The 21,942-nt window shown below is 59.2% G+C and carries 22 protein-coding genes and 3 pseudogenes; 12 read left to right on the forward strand and 13 right to left on the reverse strand.

The window, feature by feature from the left end:
- Together E5X88_RS26055 and E5X88_RS26060 are read left to right on the forward strand one after the other, a co-directional pair.
- Positions 1-1,608, forward strand: a complete 1,608-nt coding sequence (locus tag E5X88_RS26055; protein WP_292166337.1) for an MBL fold metallo-hydrolase — start codon at positions 1-3, stop codon at positions 1,606-1,608.
- Positions 1,609-1,889: 281 nt separating this feature from the next.
- Positions 1,890-2,387: a CDP-archaeol synthase gene (locus E5X88_RS26060; protein ID WP_292166339.1), complete on the forward strand. Its 498-nt coding sequence runs from the start codon at positions 1,890-1,892 to the stop codon at positions 2,385-2,387.
- On the opposite strand, the gene E5X88_RS26065 is transcribed toward E5X88_RS26060, so the two are convergent.
- Together E5X88_RS26065 and E5X88_RS26070 are read right to left on the reverse strand one after the other, a co-directional pair.
- Positions 2,384-3,322 (reverse strand): metallophosphoesterase, encoded by a 939-nt coding sequence (locus E5X88_RS26065; RefSeq protein ID WP_292166341.1) that lies wholly within the window; start codon positions 3,320-3,322, stop codon positions 2,384-2,386. The two genes, E5X88_RS26060 and E5X88_RS26065, sit on opposite strands and share 4 nt — an antisense overlap.
- A gap of 93 nt (positions 3,323-3,415) precedes the next feature.
- Positions 3,416-3,814, reverse strand: a complete 399-nt coding sequence (locus E5X88_RS26070; RefSeq protein WP_292166346.1) for a cytochrome c — start codon at positions 3,812-3,814, stop codon at positions 3,416-3,418.
- Between the two features lie 162 nt (positions 3,815-3,976).
- Here E5X88_RS26070 and E5X88_RS26075 point away from each other — a divergent pair.
- A pseudogene (locus E5X88_RS26075) lies at positions 3,977-4,809 on the forward strand (universal stress protein).
- 28 nt (positions 4,810-4,837) lie between these two features.
- Here the strand turns inward: E5X88_RS26075 and E5X88_RS26080 are convergent.
- The 4 genes and pseudogenes from E5X88_RS26080 to E5X88_RS26095 form a co-directional block, all read right to left on the reverse strand.
- Positions 4,838-5,278 (reverse strand): pyridoxamine 5'-phosphate oxidase family protein, encoded by a 441-nt coding sequence (locus E5X88_RS26080; RefSeq protein ID WP_292166348.1) that lies wholly within the window; start codon positions 5,276-5,278, stop codon positions 4,838-4,840.
- 88 nt (positions 5,279-5,366) lie between these two features.
- Positions 5,367-5,995 (reverse strand): annotated as a pseudogene (locus tag E5X88_RS26085) (ABC transporter ATP-binding protein).
- 115 nt (positions 5,996-6,110) lie between these two features.
- Positions 6,111-6,806 (reverse strand): phosphoribosyltransferase, encoded by a 696-nt coding sequence (locus E5X88_RS26090; protein ID WP_292166350.1) that lies wholly within the window; start codon positions 6,804-6,806, stop codon positions 6,111-6,113.
- A 3-nt stretch (positions 6,807-6,809) separates the two neighbouring features.
- Positions 6,810-7,235 carry a DUF2267 domain-containing protein gene (locus E5X88_RS26095; RefSeq protein WP_292166351.1) on the reverse strand — a complete coding sequence of 142 codons (426 nt, stop codon included), beginning with the start codon at positions 7,233-7,235 and terminating at the stop codon, positions 6,810-6,812.
- Between the two features lie 1,569 nt (positions 7,236-8,804).
- Between E5X88_RS26095 and E5X88_RS26100 the strand changes: the two genes are divergently transcribed.
- The 6 genes from E5X88_RS26100 to E5X88_RS26125 all read left to right on the forward strand — a co-directional run bounded on the left by E5X88_RS26100 (position 8,805) and on the right by E5X88_RS26125 (position 13,230).
- Entirely contained in the window at positions 8,805-9,758 is a 954-nt protein-coding gene (locus tag E5X88_RS26100) for an ABC transporter substrate-binding protein (protein ID WP_292166352.1), read from the forward strand.
- On the forward strand, positions 9,755-10,582 hold the full coding sequence (locus E5X88_RS26105; protein WP_292166353.1) for an ABC transporter ATP-binding protein: 828 nt from the start codon (positions 9,755-9,757) through the stop codon (positions 10,580-10,582). Before E5X88_RS26100 ends, E5X88_RS26105 begins: the two co-directional genes overlap by 4 nt.
- Positions 10,579-11,346, forward strand: a complete 768-nt coding sequence (locus E5X88_RS26110; RefSeq protein ID WP_292166355.1) for an ABC transporter permease — start codon at positions 10,579-10,581, stop codon at positions 11,344-11,346. The genes E5X88_RS26105 and E5X88_RS26110 overlap by 4 nt, the downstream gene beginning before the upstream one ends.
- Before the next feature lie 216 nt (positions 11,347-11,562).
- Positions 11,563-11,862, forward strand: a complete 300-nt coding sequence (locus E5X88_RS26115; protein WP_292166357.1) for a hypothetical protein — start codon at positions 11,563-11,565, stop codon at positions 11,860-11,862.
- A 14-nt stretch (positions 11,863-11,876) separates the two neighbouring features.
- Positions 11,877-12,548: a dienelactone hydrolase family protein gene (locus tag E5X88_RS26120; protein WP_292166358.1), complete on the forward strand. Its 672-nt coding sequence runs from the start codon at positions 11,877-11,879 to the stop codon at positions 12,546-12,548.
- Positions 12,549-12,552: 4 nt separating this feature from the next.
- Positions 12,553-13,230 carry a phosphoribosyltransferase gene (locus E5X88_RS26125; protein ID WP_292166359.1) on the forward strand — a complete coding sequence of 226 codons (678 nt, stop codon included), beginning with the start codon at positions 12,553-12,555 and terminating at the stop codon, positions 13,228-13,230.
- 48 nt (positions 13,231-13,278) lie between these two features.
- On the opposite strand, the gene E5X88_RS26130 is transcribed toward E5X88_RS26125, so the two are convergent.
- Entirely contained in the window at positions 13,279-13,743 is a 465-nt protein-coding gene (locus E5X88_RS26130) for a YbhB/YbcL family Raf kinase inhibitor-like protein (RefSeq protein WP_292166364.1), read from the reverse strand.
- 646 nt (positions 13,744-14,389) lie between these two features.
- On the opposite strand from E5X88_RS26130, the gene glk reads away from it, so the two are divergent.
- Positions 14,390-15,382, forward strand: coding sequence for a glucokinase (gene glk / locus E5X88_RS26135; RefSeq protein WP_292166365.1), 993 nt, complete (start codon positions 14,390-14,392; stop codon positions 15,380-15,382).
- 53 nt (positions 15,383-15,435) lie between these two features.
- Here glk and E5X88_RS26140 read toward each other — a convergent pair whose 3' ends face one another.
- From E5X88_RS26140 to E5X88_RS26150, 3 genes are read right to left on the reverse strand one after another with little or no spacing between them, the layout of a single operon-like run.
- Positions 15,436-16,398, reverse strand: a complete 963-nt coding sequence (locus E5X88_RS26140) for a 1-phosphofructokinase family hexose kinase (protein WP_292166367.1) — start codon at positions 16,396-16,398, stop codon at positions 15,436-15,438.
- A gap of 37 nt (positions 16,399-16,435) precedes the next feature.
- A complete protein-coding gene (locus E5X88_RS26145) occupies positions 16,436-16,615 on the reverse strand; it encodes a hypothetical protein (protein ID WP_292166369.1) in 180 nt (59 codons plus the stop codon).
- Between the two features lie 14 nt (positions 16,616-16,629).
- On the reverse strand, positions 16,630-16,866 hold the full coding sequence (locus E5X88_RS26150) for a hypothetical protein (protein WP_292166370.1): 237 nt from the start codon (positions 16,864-16,866) through the stop codon (positions 16,630-16,632).
- 243 nt (positions 16,867-17,109) lie between these two features.
- Between E5X88_RS26150 and ppsA the strand changes: the two genes are divergently transcribed.
- Together ppsA and E5X88_RS26160 are read left to right on the forward strand one after the other, a co-directional pair.
- A complete protein-coding gene (ppsA, locus tag E5X88_RS26155) occupies positions 17,110-19,515 on the forward strand; it encodes a phosphoenolpyruvate synthase (RefSeq protein WP_292166372.1) in 2,406 nt (801 codons plus the stop codon).
- 9 nt (positions 19,516-19,524) lie between these two features.
- Entirely contained in the window at positions 19,525-20,217 is a 693-nt protein-coding gene (locus E5X88_RS26160; protein ID WP_292166374.1) for a CBS domain-containing protein, read from the forward strand.
- Positions 20,218-20,285: 68 nt separating this feature from the next.
- On the opposite strand, the gene E5X88_RS26165 is transcribed toward E5X88_RS26160, so the two are convergent.
- From E5X88_RS26165 to E5X88_RS26175, 3 genes and pseudogenes are all read right to left on the reverse strand, one after another.
- Positions 20,286-20,732: a pyridoxamine 5'-phosphate oxidase family protein gene (locus E5X88_RS26165; protein ID WP_292166376.1), complete on the reverse strand. Its 447-nt coding sequence runs from the start codon at positions 20,730-20,732 to the stop codon at positions 20,286-20,288.
- A gap of 129 nt (positions 20,733-20,861) precedes the next feature.
- A complete protein-coding gene (locus tag E5X88_RS26170) occupies positions 20,862-21,344 on the reverse strand; it encodes a host attachment protein (RefSeq protein WP_292166470.1) in 483 nt (160 codons plus the stop codon).
- A 226-nt stretch (positions 21,345-21,570) separates the two neighbouring features.
- Positions 21,571-21,901 (reverse strand): annotated as a pseudogene (locus E5X88_RS26175) (MFS transporter); the annotation flags it as partial.
- Positions 21,902-21,942: the final 41 nt, after the last annotated feature.

The following is a 21,942-nucleotide window of genomic DNA, read 5'->3' on the forward strand; positions in this document are numbered from 1 at the left end:
ATGAGAGGCGACACGGATCCTATCCTGCGGTTCCACGGCGCAGCCCATGGCGTCACCGGCTCATGTTATGAGATCGAGACGCCGCATTCGCGCATTCTCATCGACTGCGGCCTGTTCCAGGGGTCGAAGTCCGAGCGGGAATTGAACTATGGTGCGCTCCCGTTTCCACCGGACGCGATTGACGCCGTCATCCTGACGCACGCGCATATCGACCACAGCGGCCTTTTGCCGAAACTGGTCAAACAGGGCTTTTCTGGTCCGATCCATACGACCCGTGCCACCATCGATCTTTGCTCGGTCATGCTGCCGGACGCGGCGCATATCCAGGAAATGGAAGTCGAACACCTGAACCGCCGCAACGCGCAGCGCGGCCGGCCGCCGGTCGAACCGATCTACAGCCTGCAGGATGCCGCCGCGTGCATGACTTTGTTCCGGGCTGTTGCATACGGCGAATGGACCGAGGTTGCTGAAGGCCTTCGCGCACGCTTCTGGAACGCCGGCCATCTGCTTGGTTCGGCATCGGTAGAGCTAGAGATCGACCGACATGATGCGCCGCTGCGCATCATGTTTTCGGGCGACATCGGCCCAGGCCACAAGCTGCTACAGACCGATCCCGAGGGGCCGGCTGACGTCGACTATCTGATCTGCGAATCGACCTATGGCGACCGCGACCGGCCGGACGTCACGCCAGAGCAGCGGCGATCCCAGCTCGGCGATGTCGTTCGTGGCGCCGCCGAGGCGAACGGCCCCCTCATTATCCCATCATTCGCTGTCGAGCGGACGCAAGAACTGCTGGTCGACCTGTATTTGCTCATGCAAGCGGGGGAGGTGCCGACAGCTCCGGTCTTCGTTGACTCGCCGCTGGCGACACGCGCCAGCGCGATTTTCGAGCGGCATGCCAACGAGATCGAACAGGGAGAGGTGCTGCGCCAGGCCCTCAACTCACGGGAACTGCGCTTCACGGAGACGGTAGAGCAGAGCAAGGCGATCAATCGCCTGAGCGGCTTCTTCGTGGTGATCGCCGCCAGCGGGATGTGCGACGCGGGGCGTATCCGCCATCATCTCAAAGCCAATCTCTGGCGCCGAAACGCCACGGTGATGATGGCCGGATACCAGGCCCAAGGGTCGCTCGGGAGGATACTTCTCGACGGCGCGCGGCGCGTTCGCATCCAGGGTGAGGAAGTCGAGGTCAAGGCACGTATCAGCCTGTTGGACCTCTATTCCGGCCACGCCGACGCCGGCGAATTGGTCGCTTGGTTCACGGCCCGAACTCCGGTGAAGCAGTTGGTGTTCTTGACGCATGGAGAGGAAGCTGGACTCGGCGGCCTGCGCGGAAGGCTCGCAGGATTGGTACCCGACGACAAGATCATCATCCCGAGGCTAGACGATGCTTTCCAATTGACCCCGGGTCACAATTTGCCGGTCGAGGTCAACGAGCCCCGCCGTTTGAGGCCGGAAAAGATTGCCCACCTCGACTGGCACAACGACCTTTCAAAGCTTCTCCTGGACGTCAACGAGGCGGTCAGCGCCGCGGCCGACGAACGGAGTCGCGCAGCGGTCATCAGGCGCATGCGCAGGGCGCTTGAGGCCGGCGGCAGTAGCACCTGAGCAAGTGACTTGGCGGCGCACCCGAACAATGCGCTGCGGATAGAAGAAAGGCTAAATGTCTCGAGCCCCCTCATCGACCATTGCCTTGATCGGCCTCAGCTGGGTCGAAGCACAGGCTAGACTTGTCACCGAAGGGTTCAACGAGTTGCCAAGGTCAACCCTCGGATGCCGTTGCGCATTGCTATCGAAGTCATGCGCGAGATGCAGCATTTGTTCCGGCTTGCATAAAGATAGGCTCGCGATTTCCGCAGGACGCTGGCCTCATGCGTTTTGGGAATCCTATGACTGAGTTTCATTTTTGGTCGATCGTTCAGTGCCTCATTTTGCTGACCCTCGCGAACGGTGTGCCTGTTCTCGCCAAGAAAATGCTTGGCGATTGGCTCGTATGGCCGATCGACGGTGGTTGGCTTTTCTGGGACGGACGGCCGCTCCTGGGTCGGTCGAAGACTCTTCGCGGTCTCGTTCTAGCCATCATGGCAGCTGCGATGGGCGGTCCTCTTGTGGGGCTGGACATTGAAACCGGAGCGCTCGTCGGGTTGAACGCCATGATTGGCGACATGCTGTCGAGCTTCATCAAACGTCGCTTGCGCTTGGCTCCGAGCGCCGAGGCGCCAGGCCTCGATCAGGTGCCAGAATCTCTGTTGCCTTTCCTGGCGGTCAAGAACCTTGTGGGATTTTCGGGCTGGGACATTTTGATCGGTGTCGGCGCGTTCTGGATAGGCGAACTCGTGTTCTCCCGGCTTCTCTACATGCTGCGCATCAGAGACAGACCCTACTAATCCTTGCTGGCCAGATGGTGGAGTGTGATCTCGGGAAGACAGTTTAGCCGTACTGCGACGACGCTCGAGCCGGCGCCAACGGAGGTGTAACCCATCATGCCATGGTACATCCACGCGCCGGCTCCCATCGTCCGCGGGAGTCTCGAATCCAGGGTGATCGGAATTCCCCCCGGCAGACAGATCTGGCCGCCATGGGTGTGACCTGCGAGCAGCACGTCGAATCCAGCGTGAGCTGCTTGGCGAAAAATCTCGGGCGTGTGCGAAAGTAGGATCGAAAAAGCTTCGGCCGGCATATCGGCAGCCGCCTTCTCCAAATTGTCGACCCGGAAGAAATGCGCGTCGTCTATTCCTGCGAGATAGATACGCTCTCCGCCCCGCTCGATCGCTTCGAGTTCATTCATCAGCATGCGAATGCCCATGTCCTCCAAGGCTGGAACCATTCGAACTGTGTCGTGGTTACCAAGCACTCCGTATAGTGGACCCTTAAGAGAGGCGCGCACGCGGGCAACACCGTCCAGGGCAGCTTCAAAGGGGCCAAAGGTCTTTGCACGGAAATCACCGGTCAGCACGCAAATGTCATAGTCAAGACTGGCGACAAGTTCGATGACGCGATCCATCGCTGGGCCGCTCATGTCCGTATGCAGATCGCTTAGGTGCAGTATCCGGAATCCTTGGAAGCCACGTGGCAGGGTCGCCGACACGATCGTGTTGACGCGGAGTTGGACGTTGGCGGCATTGCGGGACCCGCGCCGATAGAGCCCCGTGAATCGCAGCCCGTTGCGGATCACCGCATGGATCGAATACCAATTCTCCAGGTGAAAGAAGTTCAGGCCCTGGCCGAAGATTTGTGCTTCGTGATCCTCTTCGATCCCCAGACGCTGCCTGGCATGAATCCGGCCAAGGCGCTCGTCCAACCTCAGGCTGATATCATTCATCGCGGTCCAGAACCAAGTTGGTGGCGCGGAGAGAACGTGCGCCAATCCATGCAGGCACAGCAAGCCATTTGGTGACCTTCGCAGCCGCCGAAACTATTGCTGGAGCGTCTCAATGTAACCGGCCAGGTTGTGGATGCGTTCGGTCGTGACGACCTCACCGCCGCTGGGGCCGTAGAGTTTTTCGTCTTGCTCGAGGAACTGACGACCCCAGATCGGCATCTCACGGTCGCCATGACCCGGTACGGCATAGCGGCCGTCGATGGTCCCAAAGACCCTCGAATATGGAAACATCCCGCCGTTCAGTTTGGAGAGGCGCGTCAGGTCGGCTGGGCGCTTCAACAGCACGTCGCCAAGGGGACCATCGCCCTTGCCCTCAAGGCCATGACAGACCGCGCAGGAATTCAGATATTCCGCCTCGCCATAACTCATTTCCTGCGCACTAGACGTTTCGCAGGTCATCGTTGCGAGAGCTGCTGCGATCAGGAATCTCATGTGCGTATCCACGGATTGATCGGCTGAGCATACTGCGTCAACGGGTACACGTGTTGATCCGGATCAATTGGGCGGCATGGCCTTTGATTGAGCGCAATGAACATGCCGAACCGTCTTGGTATTATTGCCACAAAATTTGACACAGGATCGGGAGCCGCCGCCATGGCTTTCAGGACGATACTTGCGGTTACGGGACCGCATATGGGTTACGATGATCTCAAACTCGCCGCTGATCTGTGCAACGAAATCGGCGCCCATCTTGCTGTTCTTGCTGTTGCCATCGCCGCACCGCCGGTCGGAGAGTATGCGGCAATCGTTTTGGAAGATTGGCTGAAGGAGCGGCAGGCCGATGAGAAGCTCTTGAAGAAGCGAGCCACTGCCGTATCGGCTTTTCTTGCGAACAGGGCGCTTTCGGCCGATGTCTCCAGCGAATATCCGGAGGTTGGCTGGGCTGACGAAAGAATTGGTCGCCGCGCACGCTACGCCGACATTACGGTGATCGGGCCGGAGTTGCTCGCTGGCGAGACGCTGAAGAGCAAGGTGATCGAAGGCGTCTTGTTTTCGTCCGGGAAGCCGCTGCTGATCGTTCCCCCGGGGACGCGGCCGACACTGAAGCCGAAGCGGGTAATGGTCGCGTGGGACGCCCGTCTTGAGGCATCGCGTGCCGTCCGCGAGTCACTCGACATGCTGGTAGGTGCCGATGCGGTACACCTCGTCATGGTCGATCCGGTGGAGGACGAATACCACACGGTCAGGAACCCGGAGCTGATGCCGCAGCCTACCTCGCCCGGCATGGCGTGAAAGTAACAGTCGACCGCCTGCCGAGTGCGAACCATTCCGTCGCTGATGTTCTTCGCCAGCACGCGGTCGACAGCAGCGCGGAGCTGATGGTGATGGGCGCCTATGGTCATTCCCGATTGCGCGAGCGGATTTTCGGCGGCGTCACCAAGTCGATGCTTGAGGATCAATTGCTGCCTGTCTTATTGGCGCGATGAAGCACGGCCAGTGTGCGCAACAGCTGTTTTAGATAGTACCCTCTTTCGCTTCGCGACCTGACACGTGCTCGATCGAAATCCGAAAGAATACATGTGTCGAATGGTCCGCAAGCGGAGGTGTCGCCGGCTTAAGGGCTCCAGGTTCCCACCAGTCGACATGCTTGCTCAAGATTGACCAGGCATGCTCCCGTTCCGACATGCGGTCGATCCGGTCCACCAGTTCCTCGTATCGACCATCAGCTACTACGCTTTTCCATTCTCGCCCTTCGCCGCGCGTATCGACCAGGATGGATACCAAGGGGTTTGCCCGCATCCATTCGACCTTCTTGCCAGGCATCGAGAAGGCATAGAGATGGTGATCGGCGTAGGCAAAGTGGATCGGTACAACGTAAGGCTGCCCTCCTTGCGTGCACCCCAGATACCCAAGCCGGCTCGCGGCCAGCAGCTTCGTGCGCTCAAGTGTGGACATGGATTGGATGATCAATGTCGGCTGTTATGATGTCAGCTCAGGTTCTTGCGTTGATACGCATCAATCGAAGTGCCAATTCGTCGCGAACTCAGTTGCGCCTTGCCCGCTGGTCGTTGACGGCGACATCGGCAATGCGACCGTCCTTGAAGGTGAAGACGCGATGCGCGATCTGGCGGATGCCGGCATTGTGCGTGATGATCGCCATGGTCGTCTTCATTTCCTCGTTGATCCGCGACAACCTCGGGCCGTTTGGCGATTGCACGGGCAATCGCCACTCTTTGCTGCTCACCGCCGGAGAGCTGAGCGGGGAAATGCACCATGCGATCCTTGAGGCCGACCATCTTCAGCGCCTCATCGGGCTTCATCGGATTGGACGAGATCTCGGTGACCAATGCGACGTTTTCCCAGGCGGTGAGGCTCGGGATCAGATTGTAGAACTGGAACACAAAGCCGACATGGTCGCGCCGGAAGCGGGTGAGCTGCCTCTCGGAAAAGGTGGTCAGTTCCTCCCCACGAAAGCGCACGGTACCCGTCGTCACCCGGTCGAGCCCGCCCATGATGTTGAGTAGCGTGGACTTTCCGCCGCCTGATGGTCCCAGCAGGACAGCGATCTCTCCCTCATAGAGGTCGAGAGCGACATCCGCGCAGGGCGAACACCTCGACATCGCCTGCGCAGTAGACCTTGGTCACGCCATGGGCAGAAAAAATCGGATGCATGCTTTGCGAGCCCTGTGTTCCGCCGACTGTCGCGGCATTCGCGGCTTGCCACCTTGAGGTTCATCAAACCCTGCCGCCGATAGCCTGGCGGACGGAGAACAGAACTTGGAGTAACTCAAGCCACCCGGGGCGTGGTCGTCCGGCGCCGAACTGTTCGCTGACCCGCGCGGCGTTCTTGTCTGATCTCGGCGAGAGCTCCCGTTACTTCGTCATCGGTAAGCTGGGGGAAGCTGCGGTAGTGGTAACCAAGGGCATGGAAACCTGCCGGCTGGCTGAGACACACGACCCGATCCGCTTCCCGGGCGAGCTCGGCCAATGTGTCGGGCGGCGCGACAGGGACTGCCACGACGATCTCGCCGGGCGACCGCCGCTTCAGCGCCCGGATCGCAACCTTCATGGTAGTCCCGGTCGCGATACCGTCATCGACGATGATTGCCGTCTTGCCGGCGATCGACAAGGGTGGACGCTTGCCGCGATAGGCGAGCCGGCGCCGTTCCAGTTCTGGGCGCTCCTTTGCAATCAAGACGCGAAGCTCATCATCGTCGAGCATGTAGGCCTCGACGATCTCGCGGTTCAGCACGATGTCGGGGGGGTTGCCATCCACGATCGCCGCGACTGCCAGTTCAGGATTTCCCGGCGCGCCAATTTTGCGCACGACAACGAGATCGAGTGGAGCCTTCAGGACTTTGGCCACTTCCACGGCGACAGGGACACCACCTCGCGGCATTGCGAGAACGACCGGCTGATGTAAACCGAGTTTCTCCAACTCAACGCCAAGCTTTTGTCCGGCCTCCTGTCGATCACGGAACATGGGTCAATCCATCGGCCACAGCTGACGAAGAGACTTCTTCATCGAGTTCCGGACCTGGACGATCTCGCCATGCGATATATGACGGTCGAGAACCCTGAAAACCGCTTTGATTGCCTGATTGATATCGACGTCGAGTTCATATCCGAAGTGGTTCCTGACGCAGATCACGAAGTCGCTCTTTTTCCTTTCCCAAGTGGGTGCGTCCGGTTTCCAGCCTTCGAAATATATGCCCCTGATGAGTGTGGGCAGCTGAGCTGAAAGGTCGGCCATCTCCTCTGGCGACAGCCAGTCTCGCAACGCGTGCAGGACGGATTTTAGAAGCCTGTGGGCGTTTTGTTCGCTCAAGCCCAAATCCTGGGCCAATTCGTTCACCCATTGCTGGGCCTGCTCGGCCGCGTGTGCAAACCCCGTAAAAGAGGTGTGAGTCATGCGATCGCTCCTTCAATTTATTTTGTCATTCTAGCGTTCGGAGCGATCTTCGCATTGAGCCGGATCAAATCATCCTGGCTTGACCAACCCAAGCGAGCGGCCAGGATGGGCGGGTCGGACTGAAACTACGGCCGGTCCCTCAAAAATCGAAGCTGGTCGCCGCGGCGCTCTCGGCGCATCACGCCGGCGAAACGATTTCAACCAAATCCACGATTGAAGCAGTGCGATGGGCTCGGCCCGATTGCAACGAAAGCGACGATGAATTGACCGCATATGTCGTGCAGTATGCAGTATGCAAAGGAACAGCAATTGGTTGTCCTCTTGACGTGCGATAGACGGACCAACCGGGTTCCTTGTGCGGTGAGCCCCGTTGAGCTTCAATGCATTGGAGACTGGGATTCGCTCGGAATATTTCTCAAGCTAGGTGCGGGATTGCACAACAACAAAAATCCCACGGTTCTCCACCTCGTCCTTGACATCATTCAGCAATGGCCGGCAACCACAATGTACGGCATGTTTCAGATGCCAGACCAGTCCCTCATCCGAAGTGCGGAGTGGCGGTGGCTCATTCGACAGGTGCCATTTCAGGTTCATTTTGGACTGCCTGAGGGAAAGCCAATCGCTTCCCTGAAAACATTGGCCCTCTCGATTTTGTTGAATGACGGTTCCGGCTGAAGTCGAATGTGTCGTTGATCCGGGTCAAGACTCATCGTTGATGACGGTTGCAGCACGTAGCGGGATCGACTAGCGGCGCTTCGCAAGCGCTGGTCTGCGGGCCCTGAGCGGCCCCGCTGGCTTTTCGCTATTCCCACAGGATGCGTCTGCAGATGGACAGGTCTTTGACGACCGACCCCGCACTTTGGCGGTCCGTCGCGAGAGGGTCAGAAACAAATCGGCACGGATCGAAGGAAGACCATCGGACCCGAACGGCGGCCGGCACTTCGTAGAATCCCCTAAGGGCATAACCGAATTGTTGGACAGGCGCTTTTGCACTGAAATCCAAAGTACAAACGGCGTCCCGATATTCAGTTGAAGTGCCTGATGGTTGTCGGACGTCAACTCAACGGTAGGCCGACATGGGAGTGGTTTGATGCTCTGCGCACACCTGACATCCAAAGCTATCGCTATCGCAGCCTCTTTTCGGAGAGGGCCAGCCATTGCAAGGGCATTGCAAGGGCTTGTGACAGATCTGTTCGACCCGTACCGGCCCGAGCTTCACTATATGCGCGGGCCAGGACCGAGATGGCATGAGAAGCACGCTCGTGGCAATCCCTTGCTTACGTGGGAACGCGATCCAGGTTTCTGATGAACCGCCTGTGCACTGGCAAAGAGTTGATCGGTATCAATGCGTCGACAGGGTCGGTCCCTATGGATTGGCGCTTACACGATATAGTGCTCAAGTATTGGAGGGAAATCGTGGTCGGCGAGCTGTGCCGGTGCGCTGAGAGCGTGCTTTGGGCTCTCCTTGGGATCCTCCGCTCGACGCCGCGCCTATTGATTGGCCGGAGAGAAATCCATACGGGCCGGCGCACTTCGTTGTCCCACTCGCATCTGAAGCCTCGACGGTTGTTGGCGTTGTTAGTCTTGGGCGTGTCGGCGTTTGTACCATCGACGGCTTGCGGAGAGGGCATCACGCTGCGAGTTGGTCATTTTCCGAACATCACCCATGTCCAGGCGCTGGTCGCCAGGAATTTCGAACGGCAGGGCCGGAACTGGTTTGCGGCGCGCATCGGCCAGGATGTCGAGGTCGAATGGTACGCTTACAACGCCGGTCCGAGCGCCATGGAAGCGATCTTTGCTGGAAGCCTCGACCTTGCCTACGTTGGACCGAATCCGGCCATCAATGCTTACGCACGCTCTGACGGGCAGGAGATTCGCGTGATCGCCGGAGCGGTAAACGGAGGATCGGCGCTCGTTGTGCAGCCCGGTGCAAACCTCGCCACCCCATCAGACTTTCGCGGCAAACGAATCGGCACCCCTCAGTTTGGAAATACTCAGGATGTCGCTGCGCGGGCTTGGCTCATGGCAGGTGGACTGCGGATCACGCAAACTGGCGGCGACGCGCTGGTCCTGCCGACGGCCAATCCTGATCAGCTGGCGCTATTCAAGACCAGACAACTCGACGCTGTCTGGACCGTTGAGCCATGGGTAACGCGCCTTGAGCAAGAAGCCGGAGGCAAGGTGTTGGTCGAGGAGAAAAATGCTGTTACGACCATCCTCGTGTCGCGTGCTGAGTTTCTATCGTCGCATCGGGAGATTGTAGCTCGCTTCGCAGCCGCCCACCGGGCTCTGACCGACTGGATCAACCAGAATCCTGCCGAAGCTCAGCGCATGATCAGGGAAGAACTCAGGCTCCAGTTCAGAACCGACATGGCGCCAGAGCTTATAGCGCGTGCGTGGTCGCGCTTGACGGTGACCAGCGACATCTCGCTTGAAGCGTTACAGAGATTTGTCAGCAGCGCTCAGCAAGTCGGCTTCCTGCACGCCGTTCCCGATTTGTCGCGCTTTCTTGATGTTCCATGAACATGGGTGAAGCGCAAAGGCAGGGCGTGACGTCCGAGCATGGCTCCGGAGCCTCAAGCAAGCTCATCGTGGAAAGCGTGTCGAAGTGGTTCCGAACTCCACGGGCAACCGTACACGCACTCGACGGCATTTCGATCGAGGTCGCGGCGGGCGAAGTCGTTTGCCTTGTCGGGCCGAGCGGTTGTGGCAAGTCAACGCTCCTCGATATCATTGCCGGGCTGACCAAGCCAGACTCTGGGCACGTGCTTGCCGACGGTCAACTGGTCACTGGTCCCGGGCGGCAGCGGCTGGTCGTGTTCCAGGAGCCGTCGCTGTTTCCGTGGCTGGACGTGTTCGGCAACGTCATGTTCGGCCTGAAACTCTGCCCCGAGCTCACCAATGGCGAGCGTCGCGAAATTGCACATCGGTTCCTTGTCTTGGTCGGGCTGGAGAAATTCGAGCGGGTGCATGTTCACGAATTGTCGGGTGGCATGAAACAGCGCGTAGCATTGGCGCGCGCCCTTGCCGCCGATCCACAAGTGCTTCTTATGGATGAGCCGTTTGGCGCGCTCGATGCGATGACCCGGGAGCACCTCTACGACGACGTACAACGCATCTGGCGCGACAGCGGCAAGACGATTGTTTTTGTCACTCACAACATGCGCGAGGCGGTCTGTCTGGGTGATCGGGTACTGCTGATGTCGCAGGCGCCGGGAAAGATTATCCAGGCGTTTGACATTCCGTTGCCACGGCCGCGAAGCATCTATGACGTCGACCTGGTTGGGCACGCCGCGCGCATCGCCGATGCCCTCCGGGGCACAGTTGGAGGCGGCGTCCCGGAATGAAGCGCATTGTTGTTTCCTTACTCTTCTTCATTGCCTTGCTGGCAATTTGGGGCATCGCTGCCAGCAGTGGGCGGTGGTCGCCCGTTCTGTTCCCCTCACCATGGAGCGTTGCTGAGTATCTTCGGGGAGCTTTGCTGGATGGGACTCTTGTTGAGGCGATCTATGTGACGATGAAGCGGCTTCTGGTTGGTTATGCAATCGGTTTGCTGATCGGACTGCCGCTCGGGTTGCTCGTCAGTTCTTCACAAATGTTGGAGGATACGGTCGGAGCGCTAGCGCTCGGGCTGCAGACGTTGCCGAGTGTATGTTGGGTACCCCTCGCACTTCTGTGGTTCGGCCAGACCGAAGGCGCGATGCTGTTCGTGGTCGTCATGGGAACTGTTTGGTCCGTTATCATCGCCACCGATCATGGCGCACGCACCATTCCGCCGATCTATGCCCGCGCGGCGCGAACCATGGGATCGCAGGGGCTGCATCTCTGGATCAGGGTGATGCTGCCTGCATCCTTGCCGTTCCTGGTGAGCGGCATGAAGCAAGGTTGGGCTTTCGCGTGGCGTTCCCTGATGGCGGCAGAGATCTACGTGACCATCCTGACGGGATTTGGCCTTGGTCAACTGCTGCACTATGGGCGGGAGCTGCAGGCGATGGATCAGGTAATCGGCGCCATGGCGATGATCGTGATCATCGGTTCGCTGGCTGACAGAATTCTGTTTTCGCCCTGGGAGCGATTTGTTCACCGGCGCTGGGGGACGAATGTCAAGTAACCTACGGAAAGGGCCGGACATGCGATCGTAGCGAGGTCTATCGTCAGCTTTCCCCCCGTGCCCGCCAAGTCTTGCTGGCATCGATTTTCACATTCGTTGATCGGAATCAATGCCGCGCTGAGCGTCTCATGGATTACTCATGTGCCTCGCATCGGACCGATAGGCTAGCGAGGCTAAGGATTGAATTCGATGGCAGCGATTGATCTCGAAGAGGCCTTGAACGACCCGGCATCGGTCTTTGGTCGGCCGGAAGATGTCTTGGCGCGAACAATGCTATCGAAGGAGCAGAAGATCGAGATCCTCGGTCGCTGGCTCTACAATGCGGAAGAAGAGGCCGTCGCTCTCGAGGAAAGCATGCCTGGCGAAGAGACTGACGTGCTGCGTCAAGTCCTGGTCGCACTTGGAACACTCACCGGCCCGATTGATGTCGAACATTGTGCGCCCTCGAAGCAGCATGGCCGATCGCAAAGCTCTGTCACGGTCCCGCACTCAGACCGGTCTGGAGCGAAGCGGTGAGCAGGAGTCCCAAATTGTATCGCGGTGATCGCGGGGAAGTCGTCGAGGTTTTGATCCCTCCGATTGGATTGGCCGGATCGCTGTGCCTTCCGCAACAGTCGCGTGCCATCATAGCCTTCGCTCACGGCAGCGGTTCAAGCCGGCTCAGTCCGCGCAACACCTATGTGGCGGAAGCCCTCAATCATGCTGGATTTGCCACTTTGCTGTTCGATTTGCTGACGAAGGAAGAAGAGGCGGATAGATCCAATGTCTTCGATGTTCCGCTCCTCGCAGAACGCCTGACTACAGCCTTGAATTGGACCTTCGCGGACCCGCGGACGGATAAACTGCCAGTGGGATTGTTTGGCGCAAGCACCGGTGCTGCAGCTGCCCTCGTCGCGACGGCGGCGCTCGGAGACAGGATAGGTGCCGTGGTGTCGCGCGGCGGGCGACCGGATATGGCGGCGGCCGCGCTCGAAAAGGTCCGTGCGCCAACATTGCTGATTGTTGGCGGGAACGACCAGGATGTTCTTGCGCTGAACAGATCGGCGCTGGCTCGTCTCATCTGTCCCAAGGAGCTGAAAGTCATTCCGGGTGCGAGCCATCTTTTTTTAGAATCTGGTGCGCTTGACGCTGTTGTCGCCGAGGCGAGCGCGTGGTTCACGCGCCACCTCTCGCCGGCAGCCCGCCATGCGAGAGAGGGTTGATCCCATGCCGTTCGCAGATCGCTCCGAGGCAGGAAAACGGCTGGGCAAGGCCCTTGATCGCTATCGAGGGAAGAATGTCATCGTGCTGGCCTTGCCCCGCGGCGGCGTACCGGTGGCGGCAGAGGTGGCCTCCTATCTGAAGGCTCCGCTCGACCTGCTGCTGGTGCGTAAGATTGGGGTGCCTGCCCAGCCTGAGCTCGCCATGGGCGCGATCATCGACGGCGAAGATCCCATCGTTGTGCGCAACGAAGATGTCATTCGCCTTGCCTGGGTGTCGGCGGCAGAGTTTGACAAGTCATGCGAGAGGGAACTCGCCGAAATCGAACGCCGGCGTCGTCTCTACGTTGGCGATCGCCACCGTGTCGACGTCGAAGGCCGGATTGCGATCATTGTCGATGACGGGATCGCAACAGGCGCGACCGTCCGGGCCGCGATCCGCGGCCTGAGGCGACGCAAGCCTGGCAGCATCGTGCTGGCGGTTCCGGTGGCCCCGCCTGAGACGATCGAGGCGCTGAGGAAAGAGGCCGACGATGTCATCTGTCTTGAAGAGCCCGAATTCTTTCAGGCGATCGGTCTTTATTATCGCGATTTCCGTCAATTGAGGGATCAGGACGTGATTGCCTTGATGGACGCCGCACAGGCCAGGGTGGCCGCAGGAAGGCCCTCCACAGTCAACGAATAGTGGCTCAGATATTCCTGACCGTTGCGTGGACCGCGCCCATGATTGAGATCAGCGCTGAAAGCGGCCGACGATTTCGGTGAAAGCCAGAACATGGGGCTGTAGCGCTGCCACGACCTGTCGGCAGTCTGCCTTGCCGAGGTCGAGATGATCCACATCAAGTGCGAATAGCCGAAAATGATAATGGTGGATGCCATGCCCCTTGGGTGGGCAGGGCCCGGCATAACCAATCCTGCCGAAATCGTTCACCGCTTGCTTCGTGCCGTCAGCAAAAGTCTCCGTTCGCGGCAGACGTTCGGCAAGCTGCAATTGGCGTGAGGGGATATCAAATATGGCCCAGTGGAAGAACGTGCCGCTGGGTGCGTCCGGATCGTGACAGGTGAGTGCGAAGCTTTTGGTGCCCTCAGGTGCGTCCTGCCATTTGAAAGGCGGCGAGACATCTTCCCCGCCGCAGGTATGGCGACGCGGGACGATGGCGTCATTGTCGAAGGCTGGGCTGGTGAACATCATGTCCATGTTGGTTCCACCTCGCGTTTTTGCCCGGAATGCGGTGTCAGCATGAAACCACAGCTGCGTGCCCATCCCGGCTTGCTTATGTTTTTCCTGCCCGACCAGAAAAGTCCGCGGGCAAGCGTCGTCATAACCGATCTCGCCGGACCTGTGTTCCGCCGGGCGGCGTAATCGGTTGCGGAACGGAGGAGAGGCTCATAGAGCGTTGGATCGGAGGGCGCGGCAGGATTCTGATCGATGCCGCGACCGGTCATCACGTCTCCGCAAGAGCCTCGTTCTCGTGGGTTTGGTCGTCGCCTACACGCTCTACTGGGAGGCTTTTGTCTCCGTCCGTGCTTCTTCGCGGCTGCGGCAAGCGTCATCATAGTATTGCATTTTGAAAGGTTGCACCAAGGCAGACCCGTGGTTGTTGCGATAAACAAGTGAGCGCCATTCAGGATTTTTTGTGAAACGCTCACTGTTGAACCTCGAGCAGAGACACGGATTGTCCGTTGACGTGAATCAAAATGGCTTTGGGCGTTTGTGCTAGCATTCAAATTTCTGGGTGTATGGCGGCAATGCCTGCTACGCGCCTGCCTTGCGGATGATCAGTTGGCATCAACGGAACATCCTCTTGTGTTGAACCTATCCATTTGAAGTGAGTGTTGGAAACATGACCCTAACCGATAAATCTCGCATCGCTCTTGTGGCTGACATAGGCGGGACCAATGCGCGGTTTGCGATTGCGGACATCGATGAGCTCACAATCAAACATTTCGCCAGTTTTCGGTGCGACATGTTTCCATCGCTCCAAACCGCGATCAAAGCCTACATGGATTGCATCCCGCACCGGCCTTCGATCGCGGGTTTTGCTATTGCCGGTCCGGTTACGGAAGAGACTGTCCGAATGACAAATCTTCCATGGTCCTTCTCGCGTAAGGATCTGTGTTTAGCAAGCGGTGCAAAGTACGTTCATTTGGTCAATGATTTCGAGGCGCTCGCCATGTCTCTGCCCTTCTTGGGCCCACACGACCTCCACAAGATCGGCGGAGGAGACGCGGTGGACCGCGCGCCGAAGGTCGTGCTTGGACCAGGCACGGGTCTAGGTGTTGCCGGTCTTGTCTCTTCTCCGTCAGGTTGGATCGCAATCCCCAGCGAAGGCGGCCACATTTCCTTCGCGGCCGAAGATGCCGATGAACTCTCGCTCATCAAGCTCATCGCAAAAAACGAAAAGCACGTGTCGGCGGAGCGTTTGATTTCAGGTCCAGGGCTCGTGCAGATCTACCAAGCGCTGGCCCAGACGCAGGGGGGCGCGGTGGGACTGGCGTCGGCACCCGAGATCGTGGAACAGGCGCTGCACGGCGAGAATCGCCTCGCCCTCGAAGCTCTCGGATATCTTGAGAAATGGCTCGGCCGTTTCGCCGGAGACATGGCCCTTGTGTACGGCGCTCGGGGCGGCGTCTATCTCGGCGGCGGCATCCCCGCGAGGGTTTTCGACCCTTCAGAAGCCACCGCTTTCCGTTTGGCGTTCTTCCACAGGGAGTTTCAATATAAGGGGCGCCTGTCGTCCTTTCTCGAGCCGATCCCGATCTTTGTGATCAAGGCGCTGGACGCGGGATTGCGTGGTGCGGCAGTGGCGCTGTCCCAGGCGGAAGTCTTATGTTAACATATTCGACAGCATTTCGCCGGATAGGTAGCTCAGCACAATGGCGCCAGCCGCTATGACAATGCAGCTGCGCTGAGGTCGAACACGTCCTTTCGACGGCAAAGCTGAAAGCCGGGCCTCATAATTGCAGCTGCACCAGCGGCAACGCCCAATCTGAGAGCGTCTTCAAGGGCCTTACCTTCGGAAAGTGCCCAGATCATTGCTCCGAGGAAGCTGTCTCCCGCGCCTACGGTAGAGCGCGCTCGCACCTGGATTGCAGGTACGCGCAGTACACCTTGAGCGCTAGCAAGGAGTGCGCCGTCCGCCCCCATGGTAACCGCGACCAACTCTGCCGCGCCGCCGGCCACGATGTCGGACGCAGCTTGGCGGACACCCCTTTCATCAAGTTTGTGGCCGACAAACTGCTCCAGCTCCCCAAGGCTCGGCTTCACCAGGAAGACACGCGAATGCTTAAGCGTCGTACCGAGACCGGTGCCGGAACTGTCGAGAACAAATTTCGCACCGCGCGCTGCAGCTAACTTGGCCATTCGGCCGTAAATGTCGGAAGCTGTGTTCTTGGGGAGACTCCCGCTCGCAACAACGTACTGCCCTGCGTGGGATGCAATTATATCTAAACACGGCTTCAATTCTCCAGGCCGCACTGAAGGCCCCTCGGGAACAAAGCGATATTCGAGGCCCGTGCTGCGTTCGCGAACCATGAAGCTGATCCTGGTATCGCCCCTGATCGGCACAAGGTGACCGAGCACTCCTTCCTTTTGCAGCAGGCGAGCCAGTAAGGAGCCTGTCTCTCCTCCTGCAAGGAAGTAGGCTTCGGCTTCTCCTCCTAACGCCGTGATCACGCGAGCGACATTGATCCCGCCACCACCGGGATCAAACCTTGTGTCGGTGGTTCGCACCTTGCGAGTCGGGCGCACGGTTTCCGTTTCGCTTGAAACGTCGAGCGCTGGGTTGAGCGTTATGGTCAGGATCCGTGTCACGAGCTGCTCGGCAATCTTCCACACCAACCCGTGAGCCATTGGCGCTTGTATCGCGTACGCCAATCGCGACTGACTATCAGACGAACAGCTTGCTGGGACCCGGCTTGTCGCCGCCTTGACCTGGCGCAAATATCAAAATGTAATAATGCGCCTCGACCTCGACAACATCCATTGCCGCCAAGGCGTTCGGTGCCAGCTGGTTAAAGTCCGCGTTGTCCCAAGGCCCGCAAAAAATCGGGTTCCGGATGCGCCTCATCGAGGTTCCTGACGTCACAGGTGAAGGCCGGTTGCGGGATCGAATATCTTTGCGCGGTTCATGTTGACCTCGAACCGGAACATCGTTCCTACGGGCACTTTGTCCTGCGGGTCAACGCGCCCGATCGCCTCGATCCCGCCCAGCGTAAACACCAGCAACGTGTCGGGACCAGTCGGCTCGACCACGTCGATCGCGCGTTCGAATAAAAACGTGTCCGCCCTGGGCCGGTGTGCGCCCTCACGAACGATCACCTCTGGCCTGAGGGCCGAGCACGAGCTCGACGCCCAGATGGGTCTCGCTGCCGCTTCCAGCCCTTTAGGGATCGGAAACAGGACTGTGCCGGCGCGATCCTCTGAGTCCTGCCTGCTCGATCACCAAGCAGGACATAGGCTGCATTAATGACCCGCCAACAACAGCGCCCTTCGATTTCTTGACTGGGATCAAAGCTTCTGCACGCGAAGTTGGCAGACTGAGAAAATGTCAGGGAGAGTCGAATGAGTGGGCGGCCTTCACGAGCCGACAAACTCGCGGTCCGATTTGAAGAGATCGGACGCGGTGATGTGGGCCGTGTCGGTGGCAAGAATGCTTCCCTGGGCGAGATGGTTCAGGCCCTGGCACCAAAAGGCATTCGTGTCCCGCCTGGGTTTGCGACGACGGCTGAGGCCTACTGGGATTTCATACAAGCGAACCGGCTAAAAGAGCGCATCCAAGAGCTGCTTGGCGCATTGGTTGCCGGCAAGGCTGCTCTTGCCGAGACGGGCCAGGCGATTCGGGAATTGTTTCTACATGGTGATTGGCCCGCGGAAACCGCGGCCGCGATCACGGCTGCGTATCGCGAGCTTTGCCAGCGCATTGGAAAAGCAGAGGTCGATGTCGCCGTGCGTTCGAGCGCGACCGCCGAGGATTTGCCCGACGCGAGCTTTGCCGGCCAGCAGGAGACCTTTTTGAACATTCGTGGTGACAAGGCGCTGTTGGTGGCATGCCGCCGTTGCTACGCCTCGCTCTTTACCGATCGAGCCATTAGCTATCGCCAGGCAAAAGGCTTCGACCACATGAGCGTCGCCCTTTCAATCGGCGTTCAGCAGATGGTCCGTTCGGATCTTGGCGGATCGGGTGTCATGTTCTCAATCGACACGGAAACCGGCTTCAAGGATGTCGTCGTGATCGACGCCGCCTGGGGACTGGGTGAAAACGTTGTGCAGGGCGCGGTCGATCCCGACGAATATCAGGTTTTCAAGCCGCTGCTCTCCGATCCCGCTCTCGCACCCATCATCGGCAAGAAGTGCGGCGACAAGGCGCAAAAGATGATCTACGCCGCCGGCGACAAGCCAACTCGCAACGTGCCAACCTCGAAGATGGAGCGCGCAGCTTTCGTACTTGAGGATCGCGAGATCCTGGCGCTGGCCAGGTGGGCCACTGTGATCGAGACCCACTACGGCTGCCCGATGGACATGGAATGGGCAAAGGATGGCGAGACGGGCGAGACTTTCATCGTCCAGGCCCGGCCGGAGACGGTCCAGTCGCGTCGTGAAGCGGCGGCGTTCAGGTCCTACACAATCACACGAAAGGGCAGAAAGCTTACCACTGGCCTTGCCATCGGCGATGCGGTCGTCGCAGGTCGAGTCTGCCTGATCGAAAATGCCCGCGATATCGCCACCTTCGTCGACGGTGCTATCCTCGTCACAGGAACCACCGATCCGGATTGGGTACCAATCATGAAGCGGGCAGCTGCGATCGTCACCGATCACGGCGGGCGTACATCGCATGCTGCCATCGTCAGTCGCGAACTCGGGTTGCCAGCAATCGTTGGCACCGGCAACGCGACTGAATTGCTGCATGGCGAGCAAGTGGTAACGGTGTCCTGCGCCGAAGGCGACCAGGGGTTTGTCTACGAAGGAACGGCCGACTTCGAAACAGAAATGGTCGACATGACCAACCTTCCAGAAACGCACACCCAGATTATGCTCAATCTGGCAAATCCGGCCGCCGCGCTGCGCTGGTGGCGTCTTCCTGCCGACGGTGTCGGTCTTGCCCGCATGGAGTTCGTGGTGAGTAACCACATCCGAGTCCATCCGATGGCGCTGGTGCACTATGATCAGCTCAAAGTCGAGGCCGCCAAACGCGAGATCGCGGAATTGACGGTCGGCTATGCAGACAAGACGGAGTATTTTGTCGACCGGCTGGCGCGCGGACTGTCGCGCATCGCCGCGGCGCTTTACCCGAAGCCCGTCATTGTGCGCATGAGCGATTTCAAGACCAATGAATATGCCGGGCTGATCGGTGGCGCCCAGTTCGAGCCAAAAGAGGAAAACCCGATGATCGGGTTCCGAGGCGCATCCCGCTACTATTCTCCGCTTTACCGAGAGGGCTTCGCGCTTGAGTGCCGAGCCATCCGTCGGCTGCGGAACGAAATGGGATTTCGGAACGTCATCGTGATGATCCCGTTTTGCCGGTCGACGCATGAGGCCGACCAGGTGCTCGAGGCCATGGCAGCGAACGGGCTCAGGCGCGGCGAAGATGATCTGGAGGTCTTCGTCATGTGCGAAATTCCGTCCAACGTCATTCTAGCGGCGGAATTCGCAAAACGCTTCGACGGCTTCTCGATCGGATCGAACGACCTTACACAGCTCACTCTTGGCGTCGATCGGGACTCCGCCGAGCTCGCGAGCTTGTTCGATGAACAGGATGCCGCAGTCAAATGGATGATCTCGAACGTCATCAGTGCAGCCCGCAAGTCTGGCGCCAAGATTGGCCTCTGCGGGCAAGCGCCGAGCGATCATCCCGAATTCGCGACATTCCTCGTCGACTGCGGCATCGACTCGATCTCGGTCAGTCCCGACAGCTTCATCGCGGTGAAGCGCAAGGTCGCTATGGCGGAAGCGGCGACCAAAAAACAGTGAGGCAAGACAATGAAAGCCAGTGACATCATGACATTGGGGGCGACGACGGTACGCCCTGACACTACCATCGAGCATGCGGCGCGTGTCATGCTTGAGCATCGCGTCAGCGGCCTGCCGGTCGTCAACGCACAAGGAAAGCTGCTGGGCATTGTTACCGAACGTGACCTGTTGCGCCGGGAGGAGATCGGAACCGAGCGTCATCGCCCACGATGGCTCGAAATCTGGCTGAGTGCGAGACAGCTGGCGCAGGAATACGCGCAGGAGCACGGGCGGAAGGTCGAGCACGTCATGAGCCGCGATGTCGCAAGCGTCGGACCGGACACCCCCCTCAGCGAGATCGTCGACCTGATGGAAGAACGTGGCATCAAGCGGTTGCCGGTCGTCAGCGACGGCAAAGTGATCGGCATCGTAAGCCGCTCCAACCTATTGTTGGCGCTATCGCGACATACGGGTGAAATCCCTTCATCGGTCTTCAGCGACCTGACAATCCGCAAGAGCATTTTGGACGAAGTCGAAAGCAAGCCCTGGACGCAGGGCGCCACGATCGACATCGTCGTTCGCGACGGTGTCGTCAATCTGAACGGAACGGTCGCGGATGAAAAGGTGCGCGCAGCAATACGCATCGCGGCGGAAAACACGCCGGGCGCTGTCCGCGTCGTGGACAATCTCCGCGTTGTCACTTTGTCTGCCGGCTACACGTGAGCGTCCCTCGGGGCGTCACAACGGAATTCATCAAGGGTGCTCGTGACCAGAGTTGATCCGCGCCCCCTTTACTCCTTCGCTTCGCGTCCCGAAACCTCCTCAATGACTATACGGAAGAATATGTGCCGGGCATCGTCGGCCAAGGGAGGCGTCACCGGCTTCAGGGCGCCCGGCTCCCACCAATCCGTATGCGTGCTCAGCAACGACCATGCATGATCCCGCTGGCGCTTGTGCCCGATCCTCTCGGGCAGCTCTTCATAGCGTCCGTCCGCGATCACGCTCTTCCACTGACGTCTTCGGAGCGGACTTTCAACGAGCACCGACACAAGCGGATTGGCACGCATCCAGTCGATCTTCTTGCCTGGGATGGAGAAGCAATAGAGTGCGTTGTCCGCGTAGGCGTAGTAGATCGGGACCACATATGGGTGCCCGTCCTTGGCGCACGCCAGGCGGGCCAAATGATGCCCGGCCAGCACTTCTGTGCATTCGTTCATGCTCAGGGTGCGTATCCACATCGTCTATCTCCCCGGGTAGGGTCAAGAAATTAGGAATTCGCGCAGCCACAGCCAGTTGCTAGGTCGATGCGACCCCGGAGAGAGCGAACGAACTCGGTGAACGACGACAAGACTGCTACCCTCTGGTCATCAATCCCCGGACAGGGGCTTGATTTCGAGCTTCCGGATCACGTCCCGAAGCTCATGTTCTGGCAGCTTGGTGAGATCCCTGGCTATTTCTGCGGCCGTGACCTTGCGAAGGCTTTCCGGAAAGGCCAGACGAAGGTCGCCTAGCATCTGGGGGGGCGCAGCGACCACGAGCTGGTCGAAATCTCCAGCAACATGATGACCATGCAGCGTGTGGGCCAGCTTTGCAGCAAAGGCTCGGTCCTCCTCGCGCACCGGATCGGAATGATATTCCATCGCCGATCGTCGGGCCCCAGTCGAAGCGAAGCTGCGACCCGGCTTGTCGGCCATGATCTCGCGCAATTGCCACGGTTCCGTATGGAACACCAGATCTTCTTGTTTGTCAGGCGTCTTCCCAGTCGACAGGGCATCTCGCAGAATTCGTGCGCGTGCTCCATCTGCGATCAGGACCCAAGTTCTCTGCGGTTTCATGGTAGCCTCGTTCAGATGATTTACTTTGAATCATACAGTAGGCAAGAAGTTTGGTTTTGATTCGGGTCAATGCCGCCTTGCATCGCTGCCAATTGGTTTCCACCGAATAGGTGCATCAGGGACGAGTTTCGGATTGACTGGACGTTGTTCCTTCTTCGGTCTCGGTCTTCTGATTGTGCCCAAGGGCTGGGACACGCCAGCGGGTCAGGCCCAGACCAAGGAGCGCCAGCGCCGTGAAGCCCGCGCCAACGAACCAGAAGGGTAAGCCCAGGCCGCAGCTCGGGCAAACTCAACGGCGCGCGCACCTTGCGCAGGTCCGCAGGTCGAACCGGCTCGCGGACGGCAATGACTAGCACAGCAACCGCCAGAAAGCCGGGAATAACAGCGGCCCAGAACACGGTCACGAATTGATTGGCAGTGAGTCTCACATGAGGCCGATTGCCAGGAGCGGCCCGACAAACGCGCCAACCGTGTCAAGCGACTGGCGAAGCCCGAAACTGGCGCCGCGCGCGTGAGCCGGGGCGATATCTGCAATCAGCGTCGCGGGGCGCACCGCGGATGCCCTTGCCGACCACAGCGCTTCAGGTTGCATGTCGCGATCTTATTTGTCGTT

The sequence above is a fragment of the Mesorhizobium sp. genome (genome assembly GCF_004962245.1).
Taxonomy (GTDB): Bacteria; Pseudomonadota; Alphaproteobacteria; order Rhizobiales; family Rhizobiaceae; genus Mesorhizobium.

Bases quoted from the DNA above. Each gene is read 5' to 3' on its own strand.
- E5X88_RS26110 (WP_292166355.1), top strand. From the start codon at position 10,579: ATGAAGCGCATTGTTGTTTCCTTACTCTTCTTCATTGCCTTGCTGGCA.
- E5X88_RS26125 (WP_292166359.1), top strand. From the start codon at position 12,553: ATGCCGTTCGCAGATCGCTCCGAGGCAGGAAAACGGCTGGGCAAGGCC.
- E5X88_RS26095 (WP_292166351.1), bottom strand. From the start codon at position 7,235: ATGACTCACACCTCTTTTACGGGGTTTGCACACGCGGCCGAGCAGGCC.
- ppsA (WP_292166372.1), top strand. From the start codon at position 17,110: ATGAGTGGGCGGCCTTCACGAGCCGACAAACTCGCGGTCCGATTTGAA.
- E5X88_RS26090 (WP_292166350.1), bottom strand. From the start codon at position 6,806: ATGTTCCGTGATCGACAGGAGGCCGGACAAAAGCTTGGCGTTGAGTTG.
- E5X88_RS26165 (WP_292166376.1), bottom strand. From the start codon at position 20,732: ATGTGGATACGCACCCTGAGCATGAACGAATGCACAGAAGTGCTGGCC.
- glk (WP_292166365.1), top strand. From the start codon at position 14,390: ATGACCCTAACCGATAAATCTCGCATCGCTCTTGTGGCTGACATAGGC.
- E5X88_RS26145 (WP_292166369.1), bottom strand. From the start codon at position 16,615: ATGAGGCGCATCCGGAACCCGATTTTTTGCGGGCCTTGGGACAACGCG.
- E5X88_RS26060 (WP_292166339.1), top strand. From the start codon at position 1,890: ATGACTGAGTTTCATTTTTGGTCGATCGTTCAGTGCCTCATTTTGCTG.
- E5X88_RS26070 (WP_292166346.1), bottom strand. From the start codon at position 3,814: ATGAGATTCCTGATCGCAGCAGCTCTCGCAACGATGACCTGCGAAACG.
- E5X88_RS26140 (WP_292166367.1), bottom strand. From the start codon at position 16,398: ATGGCTCACGGGTTGGTGTGGAAGATTGCCGAGCAGCTCGTGACACGG.
- E5X88_RS26130 (WP_292166364.1), bottom strand. From the start codon at position 13,743: ATGGACATGATGTTCACCAGCCCAGCCTTCGACAATGACGCCATCGTC.
- E5X88_RS26080 (WP_292166348.1), bottom strand. From the start codon at position 5,278: ATGTCCACACTTGAGCGCACGAAGCTGCTGGCCGCGAGCCGGCTTGGG.
- E5X88_RS26160 (WP_292166374.1), top strand. From the start codon at position 19,525: ATGAAAGCCAGTGACATCATGACATTGGGGGCGACGACGGTACGCCCT.
- E5X88_RS26055 (WP_292166337.1), top strand. From the start codon at position 1: ATGAGAGGCGACACGGATCCTATCCTGCGGTTCCACGGCGCAGCCCAT.
- E5X88_RS26065 (WP_292166341.1), bottom strand. From the start codon at position 3,322: ATGAATGATATCAGCCTGAGGTTGGACGAGCGCCTTGGCCGGATTCAT.
- E5X88_RS26105 (WP_292166353.1), top strand. From the start codon at position 9,755: ATGAACATGGGTGAAGCGCAAAGGCAGGGCGTGACGTCCGAGCATGGC.